At 72.3% G+C, this 17,760-nt stretch carries 17 protein-coding genes; 7 read left to right on the top strand and 10 right to left on the bottom strand.

From position 1 onward, the window contains the following. Nucleotides 1–6 precede the first annotated feature (6 nt). The gene (locus tag ACH34Q_RS33885; protein ID WP_395987216.1) at nt 7–1,698 is read right to left on the bottom strand and encodes a carotenoid oxygenase family protein; all 1,692 of its coding nucleotides are present in this window, start codon (nt 1,696–1,698) and stop codon (nt 7–9) included. A 123-nt stretch (nt 1,699–1,821) separates the two neighbouring features. Here ACH34Q_RS33885 and ACH34Q_RS33880 point away from each other — a divergent pair, with 123 nt between their 5' ends. Together ACH34Q_RS33880 and ACH34Q_RS33875 are read left to right on the top strand one after the other, a co-directional pair. Then, nucleotides 1,822–3,492 (top strand): acetolactate synthase, encoded by a 1,671-nt coding sequence (locus ACH34Q_RS33880; protein ID WP_395987215.1) that lies wholly within the window; start codon nt 1,822–1,824, stop codon nt 3,490–3,492. Beyond that, nucleotides 3,485–4,003, top strand: coding sequence for a GNAT family N-acetyltransferase (locus ACH34Q_RS33875; RefSeq protein ID WP_395987214.1), 519 nt, complete (start codon nt 3,485–3,487; stop codon nt 4,001–4,003). The genes ACH34Q_RS33880 and ACH34Q_RS33875 overlap by 8 nt, the downstream gene beginning before the upstream one ends. On the opposite strand, the gene ACH34Q_RS33870 is transcribed toward ACH34Q_RS33875, so the two are convergent. The 7 genes from ACH34Q_RS33870 to ACH34Q_RS33840 form a co-directional block, all read right to left on the bottom strand. Then, entirely contained in the window at nt 3,990–4,175 is a 186-nt protein-coding gene (locus ACH34Q_RS33870; RefSeq protein ID WP_395987213.1) for a hypothetical protein, read from the bottom strand. The two genes, ACH34Q_RS33875 and ACH34Q_RS33870, sit on opposite strands and share 14 nt — an antisense overlap. After that, on the bottom strand, nt 4,159–5,529 hold the full coding sequence (locus ACH34Q_RS33865; RefSeq protein ID WP_395987212.1) for an acetyl/propionyl/methylcrotonyl-CoA carboxylase subunit alpha: 1,371 nt from the start codon (nt 5,527–5,529) through the stop codon (nt 4,159–4,161). Before ACH34Q_RS33865 ends, ACH34Q_RS33870 begins: the two co-directional genes overlap by 17 nt. A 243-nt stretch (nt 5,530–5,772) precedes the next feature. After that, nucleotides 5,773–7,122: an HD-GYP domain-containing protein gene (locus ACH34Q_RS33860; RefSeq protein ID WP_395987211.1), complete on the bottom strand. Its 1,350-nt coding sequence runs from the start codon at nt 7,120–7,122 to the stop codon at nt 5,773–5,775. A gap of 65 nt (nt 7,123–7,187) precedes the next feature. Beyond that, nucleotides 7,188–8,636, bottom strand: a complete 1,449-nt coding sequence (locus ACH34Q_RS33855) for an HD-GYP domain-containing protein (RefSeq protein ID WP_395987210.1) — start codon at nt 8,634–8,636, stop codon at nt 7,188–7,190. Nucleotides 8,637–9,038: 402 nt separating this feature from the next. Further along, nucleotides 9,039–9,959, bottom strand: coding sequence for an NAD-dependent epimerase/dehydratase family protein (locus ACH34Q_RS33850; RefSeq protein WP_395987209.1), 921 nt, complete (start codon nt 9,957–9,959; stop codon nt 9,039–9,041). A gap of 83 nt (nt 9,960–10,042) precedes the next feature. After that, nucleotides 10,043–10,354: a mycothiol system anti-sigma-R factor gene (gene rsrA, locus ACH34Q_RS33845; RefSeq protein WP_395987208.1), complete on the bottom strand. Its 312-nt coding sequence runs from the start codon at nt 10,352–10,354 to the stop codon at nt 10,043–10,045. Nucleotides 10,355–10,357: 3 nt separating this feature from the next. Next, nucleotides 10,358–10,963: a sigma-70 family RNA polymerase sigma factor gene (locus ACH34Q_RS33840; RefSeq protein ID WP_395987333.1), complete on the bottom strand. Its 606-nt coding sequence runs from the start codon at nt 10,961–10,963 to the stop codon at nt 10,358–10,360. 437 nt (nt 10,964–11,400) lie between these two features. On the opposite strand from ACH34Q_RS33840, the gene ACH34Q_RS33835 reads away from it, so the two are divergent. Further along, nucleotides 11,401–12,405 (top strand): methyltransferase, encoded by a 1,005-nt coding sequence (locus tag ACH34Q_RS33835; protein ID WP_395987207.1) that lies wholly within the window; start codon nt 11,401–11,403, stop codon nt 12,403–12,405. 13 nt (nt 12,406–12,418) lie between these two features. Here ACH34Q_RS33835 and ACH34Q_RS33830 read toward each other — a convergent pair whose 3' ends face one another. Further along, nucleotides 12,419–12,751 carry a TraR/DksA family transcriptional regulator gene (locus tag ACH34Q_RS33830; protein WP_395987206.1) on the bottom strand — a complete coding sequence of 111 codons (333 nt, stop codon included), beginning with the start codon at nt 12,749–12,751 and terminating at the stop codon, nt 12,419–12,421. 66 nt (nt 12,752–12,817) lie between these two features. Next, nucleotides 12,818–13,669, bottom strand: coding sequence for an SOS response-associated peptidase (locus ACH34Q_RS33825; protein WP_395987205.1), 852 nt, complete (start codon nt 13,667–13,669; stop codon nt 12,818–12,820). A gap of 121 nt (nt 13,670–13,790) precedes the next feature. Here ACH34Q_RS33825 and ACH34Q_RS33820 point away from each other — a divergent pair, with 121 nt between their 5' ends. From ACH34Q_RS33820 to ACH34Q_RS33805, 4 genes are all read left to right on the top strand, one after another. Continuing rightward, a complete protein-coding gene (locus tag ACH34Q_RS33820; RefSeq protein WP_395987204.1) occupies nt 13,791–14,540 on the top strand; it encodes a DoxX family protein in 750 nt (249 codons plus the stop codon). Between the two features lie 164 nt (nt 14,541–14,704). Continuing rightward, nucleotides 14,705–15,289 carry a sigma-70 family RNA polymerase sigma factor gene (locus ACH34Q_RS33815; RefSeq protein WP_395987203.1) on the top strand — a complete coding sequence of 195 codons (585 nt, stop codon included), beginning with the start codon at nt 14,705–14,707 and terminating at the stop codon, nt 15,287–15,289. Continuing rightward, nucleotides 15,286–16,065: an anti-sigma factor family protein gene (locus ACH34Q_RS33810; RefSeq protein ID WP_395987202.1), complete on the top strand. Its 780-nt coding sequence runs from the start codon at nt 15,286–15,288 to the stop codon at nt 16,063–16,065. Before ACH34Q_RS33815 ends, ACH34Q_RS33810 begins: the two co-directional genes overlap by 4 nt. A gap of 220 nt (nt 16,066–16,285) precedes the next feature. Further along, entirely contained in the window at nt 16,286–17,689 is a 1,404-nt protein-coding gene (locus ACH34Q_RS33805; RefSeq protein WP_395987201.1) for a CHRD domain-containing protein, read from the top strand. Nucleotides 17,690–17,760 lie beyond the last annotated feature (71 nt).

Genomic DNA, 17,760 nt, shown 5'->3' with positions numbered 1-17,760 from the left:
CGGCGTTCACTCCCCCGCGTCGAGTTCGGCGGCGACCTCGCGGGCGAGCGCGGCGAGGTCGGGATCGAGCTGGTCGAGGCGCGCGTCGAGGTCGTCGGCGAAGCGCAGCCGGTCGTGGCCGGACGGTGCCGGTACGGCCTCGGGCATCCAGGCGGAGTGGATCAGGAACGGAAGCGTCGTGCCCCGGGGCGGGGCCAGGACCGCGACGGGGCCGCGGGCGACGTCGGCGGCGTCGAACAGCTCGATCCGGAAGCGGTCGTCGTTGTGCACGGCCACGACCAGGTAGCCCTCGTGGCCGCCCGGTTCGGTGCCCGCGTAGCGGCTCCGGCCGCCGGTGCCGGGGGCGCGCGGGACGAAGGAGGGCGAGGTCGGGTAGTCGTCCAGCGCGAACGTCCACTCGGCGAGGGGCTTGAGGTCGTCGCGGTCGAGGGTGACCAGGACGGCGGGCGTCTCCTCGCGTGGGAAGAGCGAGGGGTCGACGCGGCCGGCGTAGTTGGCCAGGGCACGCTGGTTGATCGCTTCGGGGTGGAACCCGATGTGGACGAGGTGGTGCCGGGTGGGGGCGTTCTGGCCCTCCAGGCTCCAGTCGATCGCCGACAGCTCGGCCTGCCACCAGCGTTCGGGGTCGTGCGCGCGGGCGCGTTCGGTCACCCGGCCGGTGCCGGGGTCGAAGCGCAGGAGCGTGGTGAGGGCGGGTGTCATGCCGTGGCAGTACATGCCGCGCAGGGCGGGGTCGATCGGGCGGCCGAACGCGTCCACGTCGTCCTCGCGCAGATACATGCCGATGTCCACGCCGGGGGTGTGCTCCATGACGACCTCGATGCCGTCGGAGTCGTCGTAGCGGGCGTAGAAGTGGTTGACCTCGGGCGCGATCCGGAACTCGGTGCACGGGACGGTGTCGCGGGACGGGCCGAGGTCGTCCTTGCGGATCAGCAGGACGGGCCCGTCCGGGTTGTTGGCGACGGTACGGTCCGCGCCGAAGACCTCGTCGGGGTCGATCTTGTACGCGGTGTCGGCCAGCACCAGCCAGTCGCGGGTCTGGGTGATCGTGTGGGTGGCCTGCGGGAGCGTCGCCCCTTCCACCAGCCAGCGCTGGACGTTCTTGCCGGATCCGTCGTACCGGATCACCGAGACGGCACCGCTCATCACGTCCCGGCTGACCGTCCAGAGGCAGCCCCGGTCGGGGTCCACGACCGGATGGGCGGAGGACGAGACCAGTGGTAGGACGGCCTGGTCGATCGAGGGTTTCCAGTCGTCGCGGTGGCCGACCTCGGCGACGAACCGGAGCGTGACGGGGTCGACCTCGACCGGGCGCCCGGCGTCCCAGGTCGCGAAGAGACGGTCGCCCCAGGGCAGCGGCGCGGTGTTGGCGCAGTTGACGAACCCCCAGGGCGAACTCGCCCCGACCGGGCCGGCGGTGAACAGGTCCGGGCGCTTGCGGCGCAGCCGTACGGAGGGGGTGTCGATCACGCGCGCCCGCCAGGCGAAGCGGCCGGCGGGGGCACCGTCGGTGCCGGGGCGCAGCGCGAGCCTGGCCATGATCCCGTCGCCGAAGAACGCGTGCAGCGGATGCGTGCGCTGGTCGGACGTGCTGACCACGAACTGGCCCCGGACGTCCTCGGGCCAGGCCCCGGCGACGACCTCCAGATCGAGATCGGTGACGTCGTCCTTGGTGAGGATGGAACGGGGAATCGGCATGACGACCTCCAGGGGAACCGTGCGTCCCTGCCCATCATGCGAATCCCGCGAGCGTCGTCAAGGGCCTAACGACTATTGATCGCGCCGATGGCACCGTCCGGTTTCTGTTGTTACGTTTCGTTCATGGAGCTTCGGCACGGCGGCGACGCCGTCATCTCGGCAGTACGGCGGCGCGGCGTGGAGACGATGTTCACGCTCTCCGGTGGGCATGTCTTCCCGATCTACGACGGTGCGGTGGGCAACGGGGCGACGCAGGAGCAGCCATCGCCGCGCATTCTCGACGTCCGGCACGAGCAGACGGCCGTGTTCGCCGCCGAGGCGACCGCGCGGCTGACCCGGAACCCCGGCCTCGCGGTCCTGACCGCCGGTCCCGGCATCACCAACGGGATCAGCGGCATCGCGACCGCCCACTTCAACGCCTCGCCCGTGGTGGTGCTGGGCGGGCGCGCGCCGCAGGGGCGCTGGGGTACCGGAGCCCTGCAGGAGCTCGACCATCCCCCGCTGGTCGCGCCGATCACCAAGTGGGCCGCGACGGCCGCGAACCCCGGCACGCTGCTGGACGACGTGGAGCGGGCCTTCCAGGTCGCCACATCACCGCATCGCGGGCCGGTGTTCCTCGACTTCCACATGGACCACCTGTTCGGTCCCGTGCCTGACGGTGCTGCGCCCGATGGTGAGGCTGCGGAGCCGGTCGCCGTCGAACGGGCCGAAGCCGATCCCGAAGCGCTCGCGGGCATCGCGGCCCTGCTGGCCGAGGCTCGGCATCCCGTCCTGGTCCTCGGCTCGGACGTCTGGATGGACCGTGCGGAAGAGGCGGCCCTGGCGTTCGCCGAGGAACTGCGGCTTCCGGTGGTCACCAACGGCCAGGGACGCGGCATCCTGCCCTCGGGACACGACCTGCTGGTCACCCGGGCTCGCGGCCGGGCGTTCGGCGAGGCCGATCTGGTGATCGTCGCCGGGACGCCGCTGGACTTCCGGCTCGGGTACGGGGCGTTCGGCGGCGGCGCGGCCAAGGTCGTCCATCTGGCCGACGCCCCGTCCCATCTCGCCGGGCACGTGGCGACGGCCGGCGCGGCCTCCGGCGATCTCTCGGCGGTGTTCGGCGGGCTCGCGGCGGCCTGCGCCAAGGCGGGCGTCTCCGCCGCCTCGTACGCGGCCTGGACGGAGGGCCTGCGCGACACGGCACGCGCGGCGGTCGAGGCGGACGCCGGGCTGCTGGCCTCGGCCGCCGACCCGATCCACCCGCTGCGCGTGTACGGCGAGCTGGCCAAGGTCCTGGACGACGACGCCGTGGTGATCGGCGACGGCGGCGACTTCGTCTCGTACGCGGGCAAGTACGTCGAGCCGAAGCGGCCCGGCGGCTGGCTCGACCCCGGCCCGTACGGCTGCCTGGGCACCGGCCCCGGGTACGCGGTGGCGGCCCGGCTGGCCCGGCCCACGGCCCAGATCGCGCTGCTGCTCGGCGACGGCGCGGCCGGGTTCTCGCTGATGGACGTGGACACGCTCGTCCGGCACCGGCTGCCCGTGGTGATGATCGTGGGGAACAACGGGGCCTGGGGCCTGGAGAAGCACCCGATGCGGGCGCTGTACGGTTACGACGTGGCCGCCGATCTGCAACCCGAGTGCCGGTACGACGATGTCGTCCGGGCGCTGGGCGGCGCCGGTGAGCTGGTCACCCGTCCCGACGGGATCGCGCCCGCGCTGCGCCGCGCGTTCGACTCCGGCGTCCCGTACATGGTCAACATCGCCACCGACCCCGAGGTCTCCTACCCCCGGAGCACGACCGGTGTCTGAGTCGAACCTGCTGGGGACGGCGGTCGTCCGCCCGGCCCGTCCCGGCGAGTACGCGCGCGTCGGCGAGCTGACCGTGGAGGTGTACGTGCGGGGCGGTCTGGTCTCCGCCGAGTCCACGTACGTGCGCATGCTGGCCGACGCCGCCGACCGGGCCGCCAAGGCCGAGCTGCTGGTGGCCGAGGTCGGCGGCGAGATCGCCGGGGCCGTCGCCTACTGCCCGCCCGACAGCCCGTACGCGGAGCTGGCCGGGCCGGACGAGGCCGAGTTCCGGATGCTGGCCGTCCTGGAACGGGCCCGCGGCACCGGGGTCGGCCGCGCGCTCGTCCAGGCGTGCGTCCAGCGGGCCCGCGAGGCGGGGCTGGCCGCGCTGCGCCTGTCGACGCAGTCGAACATGCACACGGCGCATCGGATGTACGAGCGGATGGGCTTCACCCGTACCCCCGAACGGGACTGGTCCCCGGTGCCCGGCCTCGGCCTGATGACGTACGAGCTGGTGCTCAGACCGAGCTGACGGCGCCGTGCTGGGAGCAGCGGGCGTTCCAGCCCACCGGCGTCACCTGGACGACCATGCGCCGCCGGCACTGCGCGCAGTAGCGCGGCGGCTCCATCCGCCGGGCCGTCCGGCACGCCTCGTGGTCTCCGTCGCCGGCCGGCTCGCCGCAGCGGTCACAGTAGGTCTCCACGGCCGGAATCGTACTCCCGGCGGGTACGCATGCGCTCCACCAGGCCGGTGTCGTACGAGCCGTCCGCGAAGGCGGGGTCGTCCAGTACCTCGGCCAGGAAGGACAGGTTGGTCTTGAGCCCGTCGATCCGGAACGCGGCGACGGCGGCCCTGGCCCGTGCCAGCGCCCCGGCCCGGTCCTCGCCGTGCACGCACAGCTTGGCGAGCAAGGGGTCGTAGAACGACGTGACGGTGTTGCCCTCGGCGTAACCGGCGTCGATCCGGATCCCGGTACCGACCGGCTCCTCCCAGATCTTGATCTCGCCGGAGGCCGGCAGGAAGCGCGCCGGGTCCTCGGCGTACACGCGCAGCTCGACGGCGTGCCCGCGCGGCCGGACATCGGTGAACGAGGGCGGCTCGCCCGCCGCGATCCGCAGCTGCTGCTCGACCAGGTCGATGCCGGTGGCCAGCTCGGTGATCGGGTGCTCCACCTGGAGGCGGGTGCTCATCTCCAGGAAGAAGAAGTCCTGCGTGGCCGGATCGACGAGGAACTCGACCGTACCGGCGCTGCGATATCCGACCGCCTCGCCCGCCCGTACGGCCGCGTCCGTCATCCGTTCGCGCAGCTCAGGGGTGATGCCCGGGGACGGTGTCTCCTCGATGACCTTCTGGTGCCGACGCTGCACCGAGCAGTCGCGCTCGCCCAGCGCGAGCACGGTGCCGTCGGCCAGGCCGAGGATCTGGATCTCGACATGCCGGGCGCCTTCCACGTAGCGCTCCAGCATGATGTCGTCCCTCCCGAAGTACCTCGCGGCGGCTTCGCGGGCGGTGTCGTACGCCTGAGGCAGGCCCGCCTCGTCGTACGCGACGGCCATGCCCACACCGCCCCCGCCACCGGCGGCCTTCACCATCACCGGGTAACCGATCCGCTCGGCCTCCTCGGCGGCCGTGGCGGCGTCGGGCACCGGCTCCCAGACGCCGGGGGCGACCGGAACGCCGGCCTCCTTCATCAGGTTGCGCGCGTTGATCTTGTCGGCCAGCCGGGCGATCGCCAGCGGCGGCGGGCCGATCCAGCCGAGGCCCGCGTCCAGCACCTCGCGGGCGAACGCGGCGTTCTCGGCGAGGAACCCGTACCCGGGATGGACGGCCCGCGCGTTCGTCCGCCGTGCCGCCTCCATGATCCGGGCGATGTCGAGGTAACTCCGCGCGGGCTCGGCGGGCCCGATGAGGATCGCCTCATCGGCCTCGGCGACGAACGGCAGCTCGGCATCGGCCTCGGAGTACACCGCGATCGCCTTGAGGCCCAGGCCGCGCACGGTGTGGATGATCCGGCTGGCGATCTCACCCCTGTTCGCCACAAGCACGGACTCGTACACCGGGAGCACTCTCCATTCCTAGTCCCGGCCTACGGCACTCGCCCGGGGGGCTCGCACCTAACCGGGCCTTTGCGAGCGCGGCATCGCTTCGCGATCTGCCCGATGACGCTCGCCTCCGGCGTCGCATCACCGGGCAGGTGACGCGCTCGCGCGGTGGTCGAGGCCACTGTCGAGACAGACCCTAGCCCCCATTGGGACTGGCCTGCTGGATTTGTCCTACCGCCGTTCCCGGCGGCGCCGGGCTTACACCGGCGCACGGGTCCTCAGGCGCGGGGGCGGCGGTCGACGACTCGGCTGAGGGCCTCGACGACCGCCGGGTCGTACTCGGCGGCGGAGTCCAGGCGGAGGCGTTCCAGTACGGCGGCGCCGCGGTCGCGGTCGGAGGAGTCGCCGACCAGGTCGTCGTAGGCGTTGGCCACCTTGATGATCCGGCTGGCCAGCGGCGGGCCCGAGCCGCCGGAGCCGCCGGCGGCCAGCCGGGGCGTTGCCGGTGCGGTACGGGTGGGACGACTGCTGGACGATCGCGGCGACCCGGTCCAGGACGCCGGTCTCCTTGATGACCTCGGCGCCCAGCTCCGCGATCCGGCGCTGCTCGGGGGGCGAGGCCAGCACGGTCGCGCCGCCCGGAATCGGGTCGCCCAGCGACAGCTGGCCGATGTCGTGCATAAGCGCCGCGTACTCCAGCTCCAGCAGCTCCCCCTCGGACATCCCGAGCTCGCGCCCCATCGACACCGACAGGCCGGAGACGCGGCGCGAGTGCCCGGTCTCCACGTAGCCGCCGACCTCGGTGACCCGCGACAGGGCCCGCACGGTCTGCAGGTACGTGGCGCGGATCCCGGCGTACCGGCGGAACGCGAACTGCGTGACCAGGATCGGCGCGGTGAACACCAGCAGCGCGGCCGGGCCCATCACGGTCGTGGCGACCGCGATCAGCATCGCGGTCGCGCTGGTGGCCGCGCAGAGCGCCAGCTTGGCGCTGATCTCGTCGCGCATCACGATCCCGAACCGGGCCCGGACCGCCTCGGCCCGGATCAGCGCGGCGATCAGCACGTCGCAGAAGCACGACAGGACCACCACCACGCCCATCATGGCGAGCAGGACCTGCCAGTCGAGCCGCAGCTCCAGCAGCGGCCGGAAGCACAGCGCCACGGTGGCGACGGTGAACAGCCGGCGGGACATGGCGTCCAGCCGGGCCGGGCGGCCCACCGCGACGTGCGGCAGCGAGCCGATCAGCATGCCGACCGCGGTCACCGCCACCACCTGCAGCGGCGAGTGGCCGGCGGGGACCACGCCGAGCGGCGCGTCCGGCGCGGCGCCCTCGGGGCCGATCCCGACCAGCAGGGCGTAGCCGATCCCGGCGGCTCCGGCGATCGGGGCGACCTCCCGGTTACCGGGCATCACCATCCGGAACAGCTCGCCGAGCGCGATCAGCACGCCGAAGATGATCGCGACCTCCGGCTGCACGAGCCCGGCCGCCGCCACCTGGGTGACCGCGACCAGCGCGAACAGCCCGGCGATGGCGATCAGCAGCAGCTGGCCCGAGTCGATGGTCTGCCAGGCCGCCCGCTCCCGGCCGCGCATCTGGGTGCTCATCGGTTCCCGTTTCCCTCGATCCTCGAAGTGCGGGCCTCGAATGCGGACCCGCGGTACCCGGACGCCTACTGGCGAACGCCGTCGCCCGTGACCTTGCCCGCGGGGCCGCCGGCACCACCGGCACCCTCGGCCGGAGCCTCGGATGGCACGCCGGCCGCGCCCGGCTCCGGGATGTCGTCGCCGTCGACCCGGATGGGCGCGCTGGGGTCGTCGTGGTCCTGCTGGGTGGTCTCGGCGATGTCGTCCTCGGGCAGCACGACGGGCTGCGGCGGCACCCACGGGTCACGGTCGAGGGCGTTCAGGAACGCCTCCACCATGTCGGGGTCGAAGTGATCGCCGGCGCAGCGGCGCAGCTCCTCGACGGCCTCCTCGACGGTACGGGCCGCGCGGTAGGACCGGGTCGAGGTCATGCAGTCGAACGCGTCCGCGATGGAGATGGCCCGGGCGAACTCGGGGATCTCGTCGCCCGCCAGGCCCATCGGGTAGCCGCGGCCGTTCATCTTCTCGTGGTGGTGCATGATCCCGGCCAGCGCCTCGTCCAGGAAGCCGATCTCCCGGACGATCTCCAGCCCGCGCATCGGATGCAGCTGGATCGCCGCGAACTCCTCCTCGGTCAGGGAGCCCGACTTCTGGAGCGTCTTGGTGGGGACGCCGAGCTTGCCGACGTCGTGCAGCATCCCGGCGTACCGGATGGCCTCCACCCGGTCCGAGCGCATCCCGATCTCACGAGCGATCATGACCGAGCCGCGCGATACCCGTTCCGAGTGCCCCCGCGTGTAGTAGTCCTTGGTCTCGACCGCCTGGCAGAGCGCCGCCAGCGTCGCCGCGTGCGCCTGCTGCTGCGCGCGGGTCTGCTCCAGCGCCCAGCGCGCGATGAACAGCGGCAGCAGGACCAGGACGGCGGCGAACGGTCCGACGCCGACCCGCGACCACAGGCCCGCGATCAGCAGGCCGAACATGCCGTACCCCAGGCAGCCGAACGCCAGCTGCCCGCTGGCGCTGAGCAGCTCGCGCGCGGTCGCCTGCTTGCTCAGCAGCAGGATCCCCGCCACCAGCAGCAGATTGACCAGCACGAACGTCACCAGCGCACCCAGGAACGGGCCGATCACGTGCTCGACCCAGTCGACCTGGCCCGGCTCGAAGCGCTGCCCGCCGAGCGCGATGAACACGACGCCCGACGCGTACCCGCACAGGGCGAACTGCGCGCCGTTGAACACCCGCTTGACCGGGGCGAAGAGCCGCTGCCCGGTGACGATGGCGCAGACGCCGAGCAGCGCCGCGCCCGCCGGGCCCAGCAGCACCACCGTGGCCAGGCTCGCCGCGAAGCTCAGCGAGACCCGGGCCCGTTCCACGTTGAGCAGCGCCGGGGCCGAGTCGCAGATGAGGAAGAGCACGGCGAGCACGGCCAGCGTGCGCCATTCGAGGTCGTCGAACGACGCCGTGGCGATGAGCCCGGCCGCCAGCGCGACCACTCCGCAGACATACGCCCAGGCAGCGGGAGGTAGTCCACGCATGCCGCCACCTCGCATCTCAGACCCAGGACACGCCCTTGGACATCATCAGCGACACCGGCGCCATCGCGTGCCCGCTCCGGCCGAGAACGGCGCTCACCACACGCATGAGCATGGCTCGTTGCCTCCCCCGCATCCGGGCCCGCCGGACCCCCGCGGCCCGGCCACCCAGGCGGAGCCTTCCCCGCCGCCCGGGCACGCATGTGTCCCGTCGCTGAATTCGGCCCAAGCCTAACGCGGGAGGCGCAGGTCACACAGGCAAGCGGGGAATCGCGAGCAAAGCGTGAAGCAATCGTCACCTTGGGTGATCGAACGCACACATACGCCCATCCGTCACAGCGCGGGACGTCCAGTGCGGGACCTGCGGCGCAGGAGGCACAGCGCGGGAGGCACAGCGCGGGAGGTTCAGCCGGTGCCGCGCTCGCGGGCCCAGGCGACGGTCTCGGCCAGCCCTTCGCTCAGGCCCATCCGGGGCGTCCAGCCGAACTCCTCGCGGGTGGCCGCCGGATCGATCGCCATCGCCGGAAGGTCGCCCAGCCGGGGCGGGGCGAACTCGGGCTCGTCGGCCGTCCCGGCCGCCCGCGCGACCAGCGTGTGCAGCTCGCGGTCGGTCGTCTGGAGGCCGGTGCCGACGTTGAACCGGCGTCCGCCGCCCCGCTCGCCGGTCGCGCGCGCGAACGCGTCCACGACGTCGAGCACGTAGACGTAGTCGCGGGTCTGCCCGCCGTCGCCGAACACCGTGGTGGGACGGCCCGCGAGCAGCGCGTCGGTGAAGATCGAGATCACCCCGGCCTCGCCCTCCGGGGTCTGCCGCGGCCCGTACACGTTGGCCAGCGTGAGCGTGGTGAAGTCCAGGCCGTGCAGCGCGCGGTACGTACCGGCGTAGACCTCGCCGGTGACCTTGGACGCGGCGTACGGGGAGGCGGGGCGCAGCTCGGCGTCCGGCGGTACGGGCAGCGCGTCGGGGACCCCGTACACGGCGCAGCTGGAGGTGAAGACGACCTTGCGGGTGCCGGCCTTGCGGGCCGCCTCCAGCACGTTGGCCGTGCCGATCACGTTGGTACGGGCGTCGCCCAGCGGGTCGGCCACGCTGACCCGCACGCTGACCTGCGCGGCGAGATGGCAGATCACCTCGGGCGGGCGGGCGGCGACCCGGTCGGCGAGAAGGGGGTCGGCCACGTCCAGCCGCCACAGCTCGATGTCGGACCGGAGGTGGGAGCCCGACGACAGGTCGTCGGCCCCGATCACCTCATGGCCGTCGGCGAGCAGGCGGTCGACGAGATGGGAGCCGATGAAACCGGCCGCGCCGGTGACGAGTACGCGCACCCCAGCACGATATCGGGGCGCGGCCGCCGGGTTCGGCGGCCGCCGCTCCGGGATCCCGCCGGCTCGCGAGCCGGCGGGGGTCGCTAACCCGTGGCCGGCGAACCGGTGCCGGACGGTTTGGCGGCCTCGGCGGATCTGATCTCGCCGCAGACCTCCTCGATCCGTCCGAGCACCTTCGCGCGCAGATCGTCGGGGACCGGCTCGCAGCCGCACGACTTGCCGACGAGCTTCTTGACGGCCTCCTCGAGGCCGTACTCGCGCAGGCACGGGCCGCACTCGTCGAGGTGCTGCTTCACCTCGCTGCAGCCGCCCTGGTCGAGCTCGTCGTCCAGGTACGTGTAGACACGGGCCAGAACCTCGTCACACGGTGTCTCGTGGTGGTTGCCACAGCTCATGGCTCACTCACCCTTCCCGCTCGCCCGGGACAGCCCACGGTCCTGGGCGTAGTGCTCCAGCATGCCCCGAAGCTGCCGCCGTCCGCGATGCAGACGCGACATCACGGTGCCGATCGGCGTGCCCATGATCTCGGCGATCTCCTTGTAGGCGAAGCCCTCGACATCGGCGAGATAGACCGCGATCCGGAACTCCTCCGGCAGGTCCTGCAGCGCCCGCTTGACGTCGGTGTCGGGCAGATGCTCCAGCGCCTCGGCCTCGGCCGACTTCAGGCCGCTGGAGGTATGCGACTCCGCCCGCGCGAGCTGCCAGTCCTCGATCTCCTCGGTGGCCGACTGCTGCGGCTGCCGCTGCTTCTTGCGGTAGGAGTTGATGAACGTGTTGGTCAGGATCCGGTAGAGCCACGCCTTGAGGTTCGTGCCTTCCCTGAACTGGTGGAAGGACGCGAACGCCTTGGCGAAGGTCTCCTGAACGAGATCCTCGGCGTCCGCCGGGTTGCGCGTCATGCGCAACGCGGCCGAATACAGCTGGTCCAAGAACGGGAGCACGTCGCGCTGGAACCGCTCCTGGCGCTGCTCCACGGTCTCCGTGGTGCCCGGTACCTGACCCACCCCCTCCGCTGCGGTGACGCCGGTGGCGTCGTACCACACAGACGATAGCGGTCCATGCTGCCTCACCACGCCGCCGGGGGCGTGGGCACCGCCGAGGGCCGGTGGCGCCGCGGACGCTCCCGCGTGCTCGGCAAGGGCTGTGGTCATCGGGCGCACCTCCGCTGAACGATTCGTTCCCGCCCCGTGCGACGGGCGCGCCGGTACGGAACCGGTCACCCGTTTTCCGTGTCGTTCGGCGCATCGCGCATGGGCGTTATGAGACGGTGCAACGCCGCTAGGGCCCGGTCGATTCCCCGGACCGGGGTACGTGTCGAGGGGGAGCCGGAACCCGTCCCTCCGGATCCGGGTTCATCCGGATCTGTACGGAGGGTGATGTCCGGGCTCCGAGGGGGAAGAAGTGACATACACGGCGAGAACAGGAGCAAACGTTGCTACCGGTGCCGGCGCCACCTCCCGAGCCCTCCGTCGCCTCACTGCGGGACCACTCTCCGGGCGACGATGAGTCGCTCGCGCTCTACTGGAGGTTCTACTGGGCCGTCGCCGCGGCCCAGCTCACGCGCTGGCTGCCGCGGCGGCCGTCCCGGATCCTCGACCTGGCCGGCGGCACGGCGGGCAGCGGTGCCCAGGCCGCGGCGGCCGGTCACCAGGTGCTGGAGGTCGTCGATCCGCATCTGAACCCGCTGCGCGCCGGCGTGCCCGATCCCGGGCTGGACGGATTCCGCCCAGGCGAGGGCAACGGCGCCCGGCAAGGCGACGGTGCCCCGGAGGGTGACGGGGCCGCCCGTACGAGGGAAAGCGGCCTGGCGAGGAACGGACCGGCCGGCCGTGGGCCCGCAAGGAACAGCGCGCTCCCCACCGGGTACGGGCCGCCGCCACCCCGCTCGGGCGAGAACGGCCGTGTCTCTCGTACCGGTCCCGTCGCCGCTCCCCCGGCTCCGGCGCGGCGGGTGATCGCCGACTCCGGCGCGCTGGGCTTCCTCGCCGACGGCTGCCTGGACGCCGTGATCGCGGAGAACCGGGTGCTGTCGCGGCATCTGGTGACCGAGGCGTCGGTCGCCGAGATCGCCCGGGTGCTGCGGCCCGGCGGGCGGATCCTGCTGTCGGTCGACTCGCTGACGCTCGGCATGGCGCTGCTGGCCGAGCAGAACTGCTGGGCCCATCTGTCGGACGTGCCCAGCGCCGAGGTCGTGCTCGTCCCCTGGCCGGACGGCACCATCACCCGCTGCTTCTGGGCCGACCAGCTGCGCGAGCTGCTCACCGACGCCGGCCTCGAGGTGGAGTGGATCCGGCCGCGCACGGTGCTCTCACCCTCGACGGTGGAGCACGTGCTGGCCGCCTCACCGCGTGCCCTGCCCCGGCTCGTACGGACGGAACTGAACGCGCCGCTCAACGACGACTCGCTAGGCGTCCATCTGCTGGCCAGCGCCCGGCGTGTTTCCTAGCGGCCGTGGGCGGTCAGCGCATGGCGCGGTCGTGCTTGGTCTGGCAGACGACGCAGCGCGCGGCGTCGGGACGGGCCTCCAGGCGGCCCTCAGGCACCGGCTGGCCGCAGCCCAGGCAGTGGCCGTACGTGCCGTCGAGGAGCCGTTCCAGCGCCGCGCTCACCGCCGTACGGTGCCGCTCCATCGAGTCCAGCGCCGCCTCGACGCGGTCGCTGTCGGAAAGTCCTGACCCGGCGTCTGCGGCCGAGCTCTCGCGTCCGGGGTGCTCGCCTTTGAGGATCGCGATCGAGCGGTCCAGATCGGTGAGCATCGCCTCCAGCCGGCTGCGGGCGATGGCGGTGTCCACGGTGCCGGAACTCCTCCCGGTACGCCCCGGACGGGGCTCGCCTCCGACCGCCGGCGGGGGCGGCGGTCAGAACAAGCTGTCGGAATGGTTGCCAGAACTATCCCCATCCGCCAAAGGTTTTATGAGTTCTGGACCGTTGTTTCTTACGTTGTTGACCGCCTTTGATACGGGTTGGGCGGTCATGGTGCCGCTCATCGCGGGAACCAGCAGGCCACGGACCTGATCGGGGTCGGTCAGGGCCGGATCCAGCCAGGCGTCCCAGCGCTCCCGCTCGACGATCATCGGCATCCGGTCATGGATCCGGCCGAGGTCGTCCGGGGCGTCGGTGGTGATCACCGTGCACGTCCAGACCCACTCCCCTTCCGGGGATTTCCACAACTCGTAGAGGCCCGCCATGGCCATCACCGAGCCGTCCATGGGACGGATGTAGAACGGCTGCTTCTGCGGCTTCTTCTTCTTGGCCTTCTTCTGCTCCACGGCCGGGTCGTCCGGCGGCTCGTCGCCCTGGTCCTGGACGGCGTACCACTCGAAGTAGCCGTCGGCGGGCAGCAGGCAGCGGCGCCGCGCGAAGGGCCGCTTGTACGAGGCCTTCTCGTGCACCGTCTCCATCCGGGCGTTGATCATCCGGCTGCCGATCGAGAGGTCCTTGGCCCAGGACGGCACCAGCCCCCAGCGCAGGGTGCGCAGCTGCCGTACCGCCTCGGCCTCTTCCTCTCCGGTGTCCTTCCCGGCCTCTTTCGCGGCGGCTGTCGCTGCGTCTGAGGCGGGCTTGGGCACCCGGGTGAGGATGGCCGGGACCTGCTTGGTGGGAGCGACGTTGTAGTCGGGCTCCAGATCATCCTCCGTGGCGTCGAGCTGCACCTGGAACTCGTCGAGCAGTTCCTGGCGCGCCCGGGCCGTGGCATATCGACCGCACATGGGTACATCCTGCCTTGCCTGCCGCGATGTGTACCGGAACGCGCCGCGCGGGACCGGTTCCGGCCCGGTGTGGCCGCCCGGGCGGTGCTTGACCCGGCACGCGGTGGGCATGTAGCCGTGCATGCGACCCATCACGACCCTCGCCCGCCCGTTCGTGGCGGCGCCGTACATCATGACCGGCCTGGAGACGCTGCGCGATCCCCGCCCGCGCGCGGAGCAGGTGGCTCCCTCGGTCAAGCCGATCGCCGACCGGCTGGAGTGGCTGCCCACCAAGGACCCGGAGGCCCTGGTACGGATCCAGGGCGCGGTGAGCCTCGGTACCGGCGTCCTGCTGCTCACCGGGAGGTTCCGGCGGCTGACCACCTTCCTGCTCGCCGCGCAGCTCGTCCCCGCGCTGGCCACCGAGCACCGTTACTGGACCGAGGACGACCCGGAACGGCGCAACAGCGAGCGCTCGCACCTGCTGAAGAACGCGGGGCTGTTCGGCGCGCTGCTCATGGTCGCCACCGAGCCGCGCCGCTCGCCGCGCGTCGCCGAGCTGCGGCGGCAGGCCCGCGAGGCGCAGCTCGGCGCCGCCGCCGAGTCCAAGGTGCTGCGCAAGGAGGCCGCCGCGGAGATCAGGAACGCCCGCCGCGAGGCCGCCCGCCAGCTCCGCGACGCCCGCCGCGGTGCGCGGTCGGCGGCCGGTGCCGGTGCCGGAGCCCGTGCCGGAGCTCGGGCGGGCGCCGCCGGGACCCGTACGGCGGCCAAGGCGGCCAAGGTCTCCAAGGCCGCGGGCGCCAGGACGGCCGGTGCCCGCAAGGCCGCCGGCGCCAAGGCCGCGAGCGCGCGCAAGACCGGCGCGAAGCGGATCAAGGCCGCCCGGCGCTGACCGCGCGGGGCGCCCCCGGCCGCCGCGTTCCCGAAGAGAACCTTAAGAAAGCCTCAAAGGCGTTGAACCCGGGGCCGGATCGGGCCCGTACTGCCTGCTGACCGCCCGTCCCTCCAGGGCTCCCCGGCAGTACGGGAACCCCCGACCCATGGAGACGCCCGGCCATGGCCGCACCAGGAACGGCCGGCCCCGCGACCGGGGAGCTGCGGAGACTCGTCCGCCGCCCCCGGCCGGTGCCGGACGCAGGCGACGAACGGCTCGTCGCCGAGCTGTACCGCGAGTACCACCGCCCCCTGCTGGCCTTCGTCCTGCGCCTGACCGGCGGCGACCGGCAGTGGGCCGAGGACGTCGTCCAGGAGACGATGATCCGGGCCTGGCGCAGCGCGGACCGGCTGGACGCCCGGTCCGCCTCGCTGATGCCCTGGCTGGCCACGGTCGCCCGCCGTATCGTCATCGACAACCGGCGGCACCGCGAGGTCCGGCCGCCCGAGGTCGGCGACGCCGCACTGGAGAACCTGCCGATGGCGGACGAGATGGACGGGCTGCTGCGCAAGGTGGTGGTCGCCGAGGCGCTCGGCGCCCTGTCCCCGCCGCACCGGGAGGTCCTCACCGAGACGGTGCTGCGCGACCGTACGGTCAACCAGGCCGCGCAGGTGCTCGGAATCCCGGTGGGAACGGTCAAGTCCCGCGTCTATTACGCGCTGCGCGCGCTGCGTGTCGCATTGGAAGAGAGAGGGGTGACGGCATGACCTCCCAGGTCGAGCACACCGATGTCGGCGCCTACGCCCTGGGCCTGCTCGAAGAGGACGACCGGAGGGCCTTCGAGGCACATCTTCGCGAATGCGCTCCCTGCGTCGCCGAGCTCGGGGAAATGGCCGGGACGGCCGGCGCCCTTTCCGATATCCGGGATTTTCGTGAGGCGCTCGAACTGACCGGGGGCGATCCGGCCGGCGGGACGGCCGGTGGGACGGCCGGTGGCGAACCGCCTTCCGAGTCCGGGCCGGAGGGGCCGCCGGGCGCGGTGGTCGATCTGCTCCGCGAGCGGCAGCGGCGCGCCCGCCGGGCCCGGCGCGGCACGTACGTGATCGGTACGGCCGCCGCCGCGGTGCTGCTGGCGACCGGGGTCACGGTCGGCTCGGCGCTGTCCGGCGACAACTCCACACAGCCCGGCCATGACCACAGCCCGGCGCGGGCCCTGGTCATCTGGGGTGAACGGAAGGCCGGCGCGGACGCGAGCACCGGCGCGTCCGGCGTGCTGGGCCTGGAGAACAAGGGCTGGGGCACGCATGTGGGGCTGGAGCTGCGCGGCGTGCGCGGCCCGCTGAAGTGCCGCCTGGAGGCCGTGTCCATCACCGGTGAACGGTCCATCGTCGGCAGCTGGTCGGTGCCGCCGAAGGGCTACGGCGTCCCGGGGTCGGAGGCACCGCTGATCACCCATGGCGGTACCGCGATCCCGCGCAACCAGATCGACAGGTTCGAGGTCGTGCAGGAGGACGGCGGGAAGCTGCTGACCATTCCCGTCTGATCCGCCAGATCCGTTCCCCTATTCGCACCGTTCCCTATTCGCGCCGTCCGGCCCAGTGAAAGCAACTGTGCCGGACGGCTTTTTCATGCCCGAAAAGGAAATCTGAAACGCCGTTGAACCCTTTGCGACGGCCGTCCCGTGCGAAGAGGTAGGAGAGCTGCGGGGCCCTCCTTCGATCAGGAACCGAAAGCCGATCAGGAACCGAGAGCAGGGACAGATCATGTCCGTTCGCAAGTTCGTGCTGCCCGGCGTCGCCGTGGCCACGCTCGTCGCCACCGGGGCGGGCGTCGCCACCGCCACCGTCAGCGACTTCACCGGTGCGTTCGCCGGTGCCACGACTGGCACCGCCACCACCGGCACACCCGGCACGCCTGGCAAGCCGGCCAAGGGCGGGATCACCTACCTGGCGGCGAGCCTGCTGGGCCGCAACGAGGTACCGGCCGCCGACGGCAAGGCCACCAACGATCGGGACGGCCGCGCGCAGGCGCTGCTGCGGATCCAGGGCGACCGGCTCTGGTACGCGATCCGCTGGCAGGACGTGGCGGCGCCGACCGCGGGCCACCTCCACCTCGGGTCCGCGGGCGTGAACGGTGCGATCAAGGTCCCGTTCTTCGCCGGAACGCTGCCGGACTCGTCCCGGGCCATCGCGGGGGCGGTCCGGGTCACCGACAGGACGGCGCTGGCGCAACTGAAGGCCGCTCCTCACGACTTCTACGCGAATCTGCACACGGGAGAGTTCCCGGGCGGGGCCGTACGCGGCCAGTTCCACAAGCTGAACCGTCCGGCCGACCTCAACGGGATCATGAACGGTGCCGCGCCCCCGACCCTCCAGGCGGTCTCCGACGGCGCCCAGGAGGTTCCGGCCGGGGACGGCAAGCCCACCGGCGACCCGAACGGCCGCGCGACCGCGTTCGCGCGCAGCCACGACGCGATGGTGTCGTGGAGCTTCACCTGGTCGGGCATCGCTTCGCCGACGGTCGGCCACATCCATCGGGGCACCAAGGGAGTGAACGGGCCGGTCGCGGCCGACCTGTTCAGCGCCCCGGGCGGACTGCCTACGGGCATCACCGGCCTGGCCGGAATGTCGCAGGTGGGACCGGTCACCGCGCAGCGGATCATGAACGATCCGGGCGGCTACTACACCAACCTGCACACGGCCGAGTTCCCCGGCGGCGCCGTGCGCGGGCAGCTGGCCCCGGTCAGCGGAACCCAGCCCCGGGCGTTCACCAAGCCGGTCCTGCGAGGCGAGCAGATCTACCGCTGCACGCTGCAGCCCGACAGCAGCCACGCGTACACGCAGGACAACGTGAACGCGACGCTGCGCGACGGCATCGACCACACCTTCGTCAAGCCCGGCCCGTCCGGTCCGCCGCAGTGGGTCGCGCCCGACGGCAGCGCCGTCACCGGCAAGGCCGTGACGAAGACCTTCACCGGCGACCGCGACATCCCTGAGCTCGTCCTGGACGCGACCCAGACCGGCGCCAAGGGCGGCCTGCTCTCCGGTACGAGCCAGATCCTCCGGCTGAACACCATCGGCGGCGTCGCCCCCAAGGGACCCTGCGACCCGGAGACCCGGCCCCTCGCCCACGTCCCGTACCGCGCCGACTACCTCTTCCTCGACTAGCGGTTGACCCGTGGCGTGTTCCATACCCTGGCTCTTATCCACATCTCCGAGCCCCCGAGACTGGTAGTCAG

This window comes from Actinomadura sp. 9N407 (assembly GCF_044326315.1).
Classification (GTDB): domain Bacteria; phylum Actinomycetota; class Actinomycetes; order Streptosporangiales; family Streptosporangiaceae; genus Spirillospora.
The sequence above is the reverse complement of the archived record's forward strand: the minus strand, read 5'-3'. Positions and strand labels throughout refer to the sequence as shown.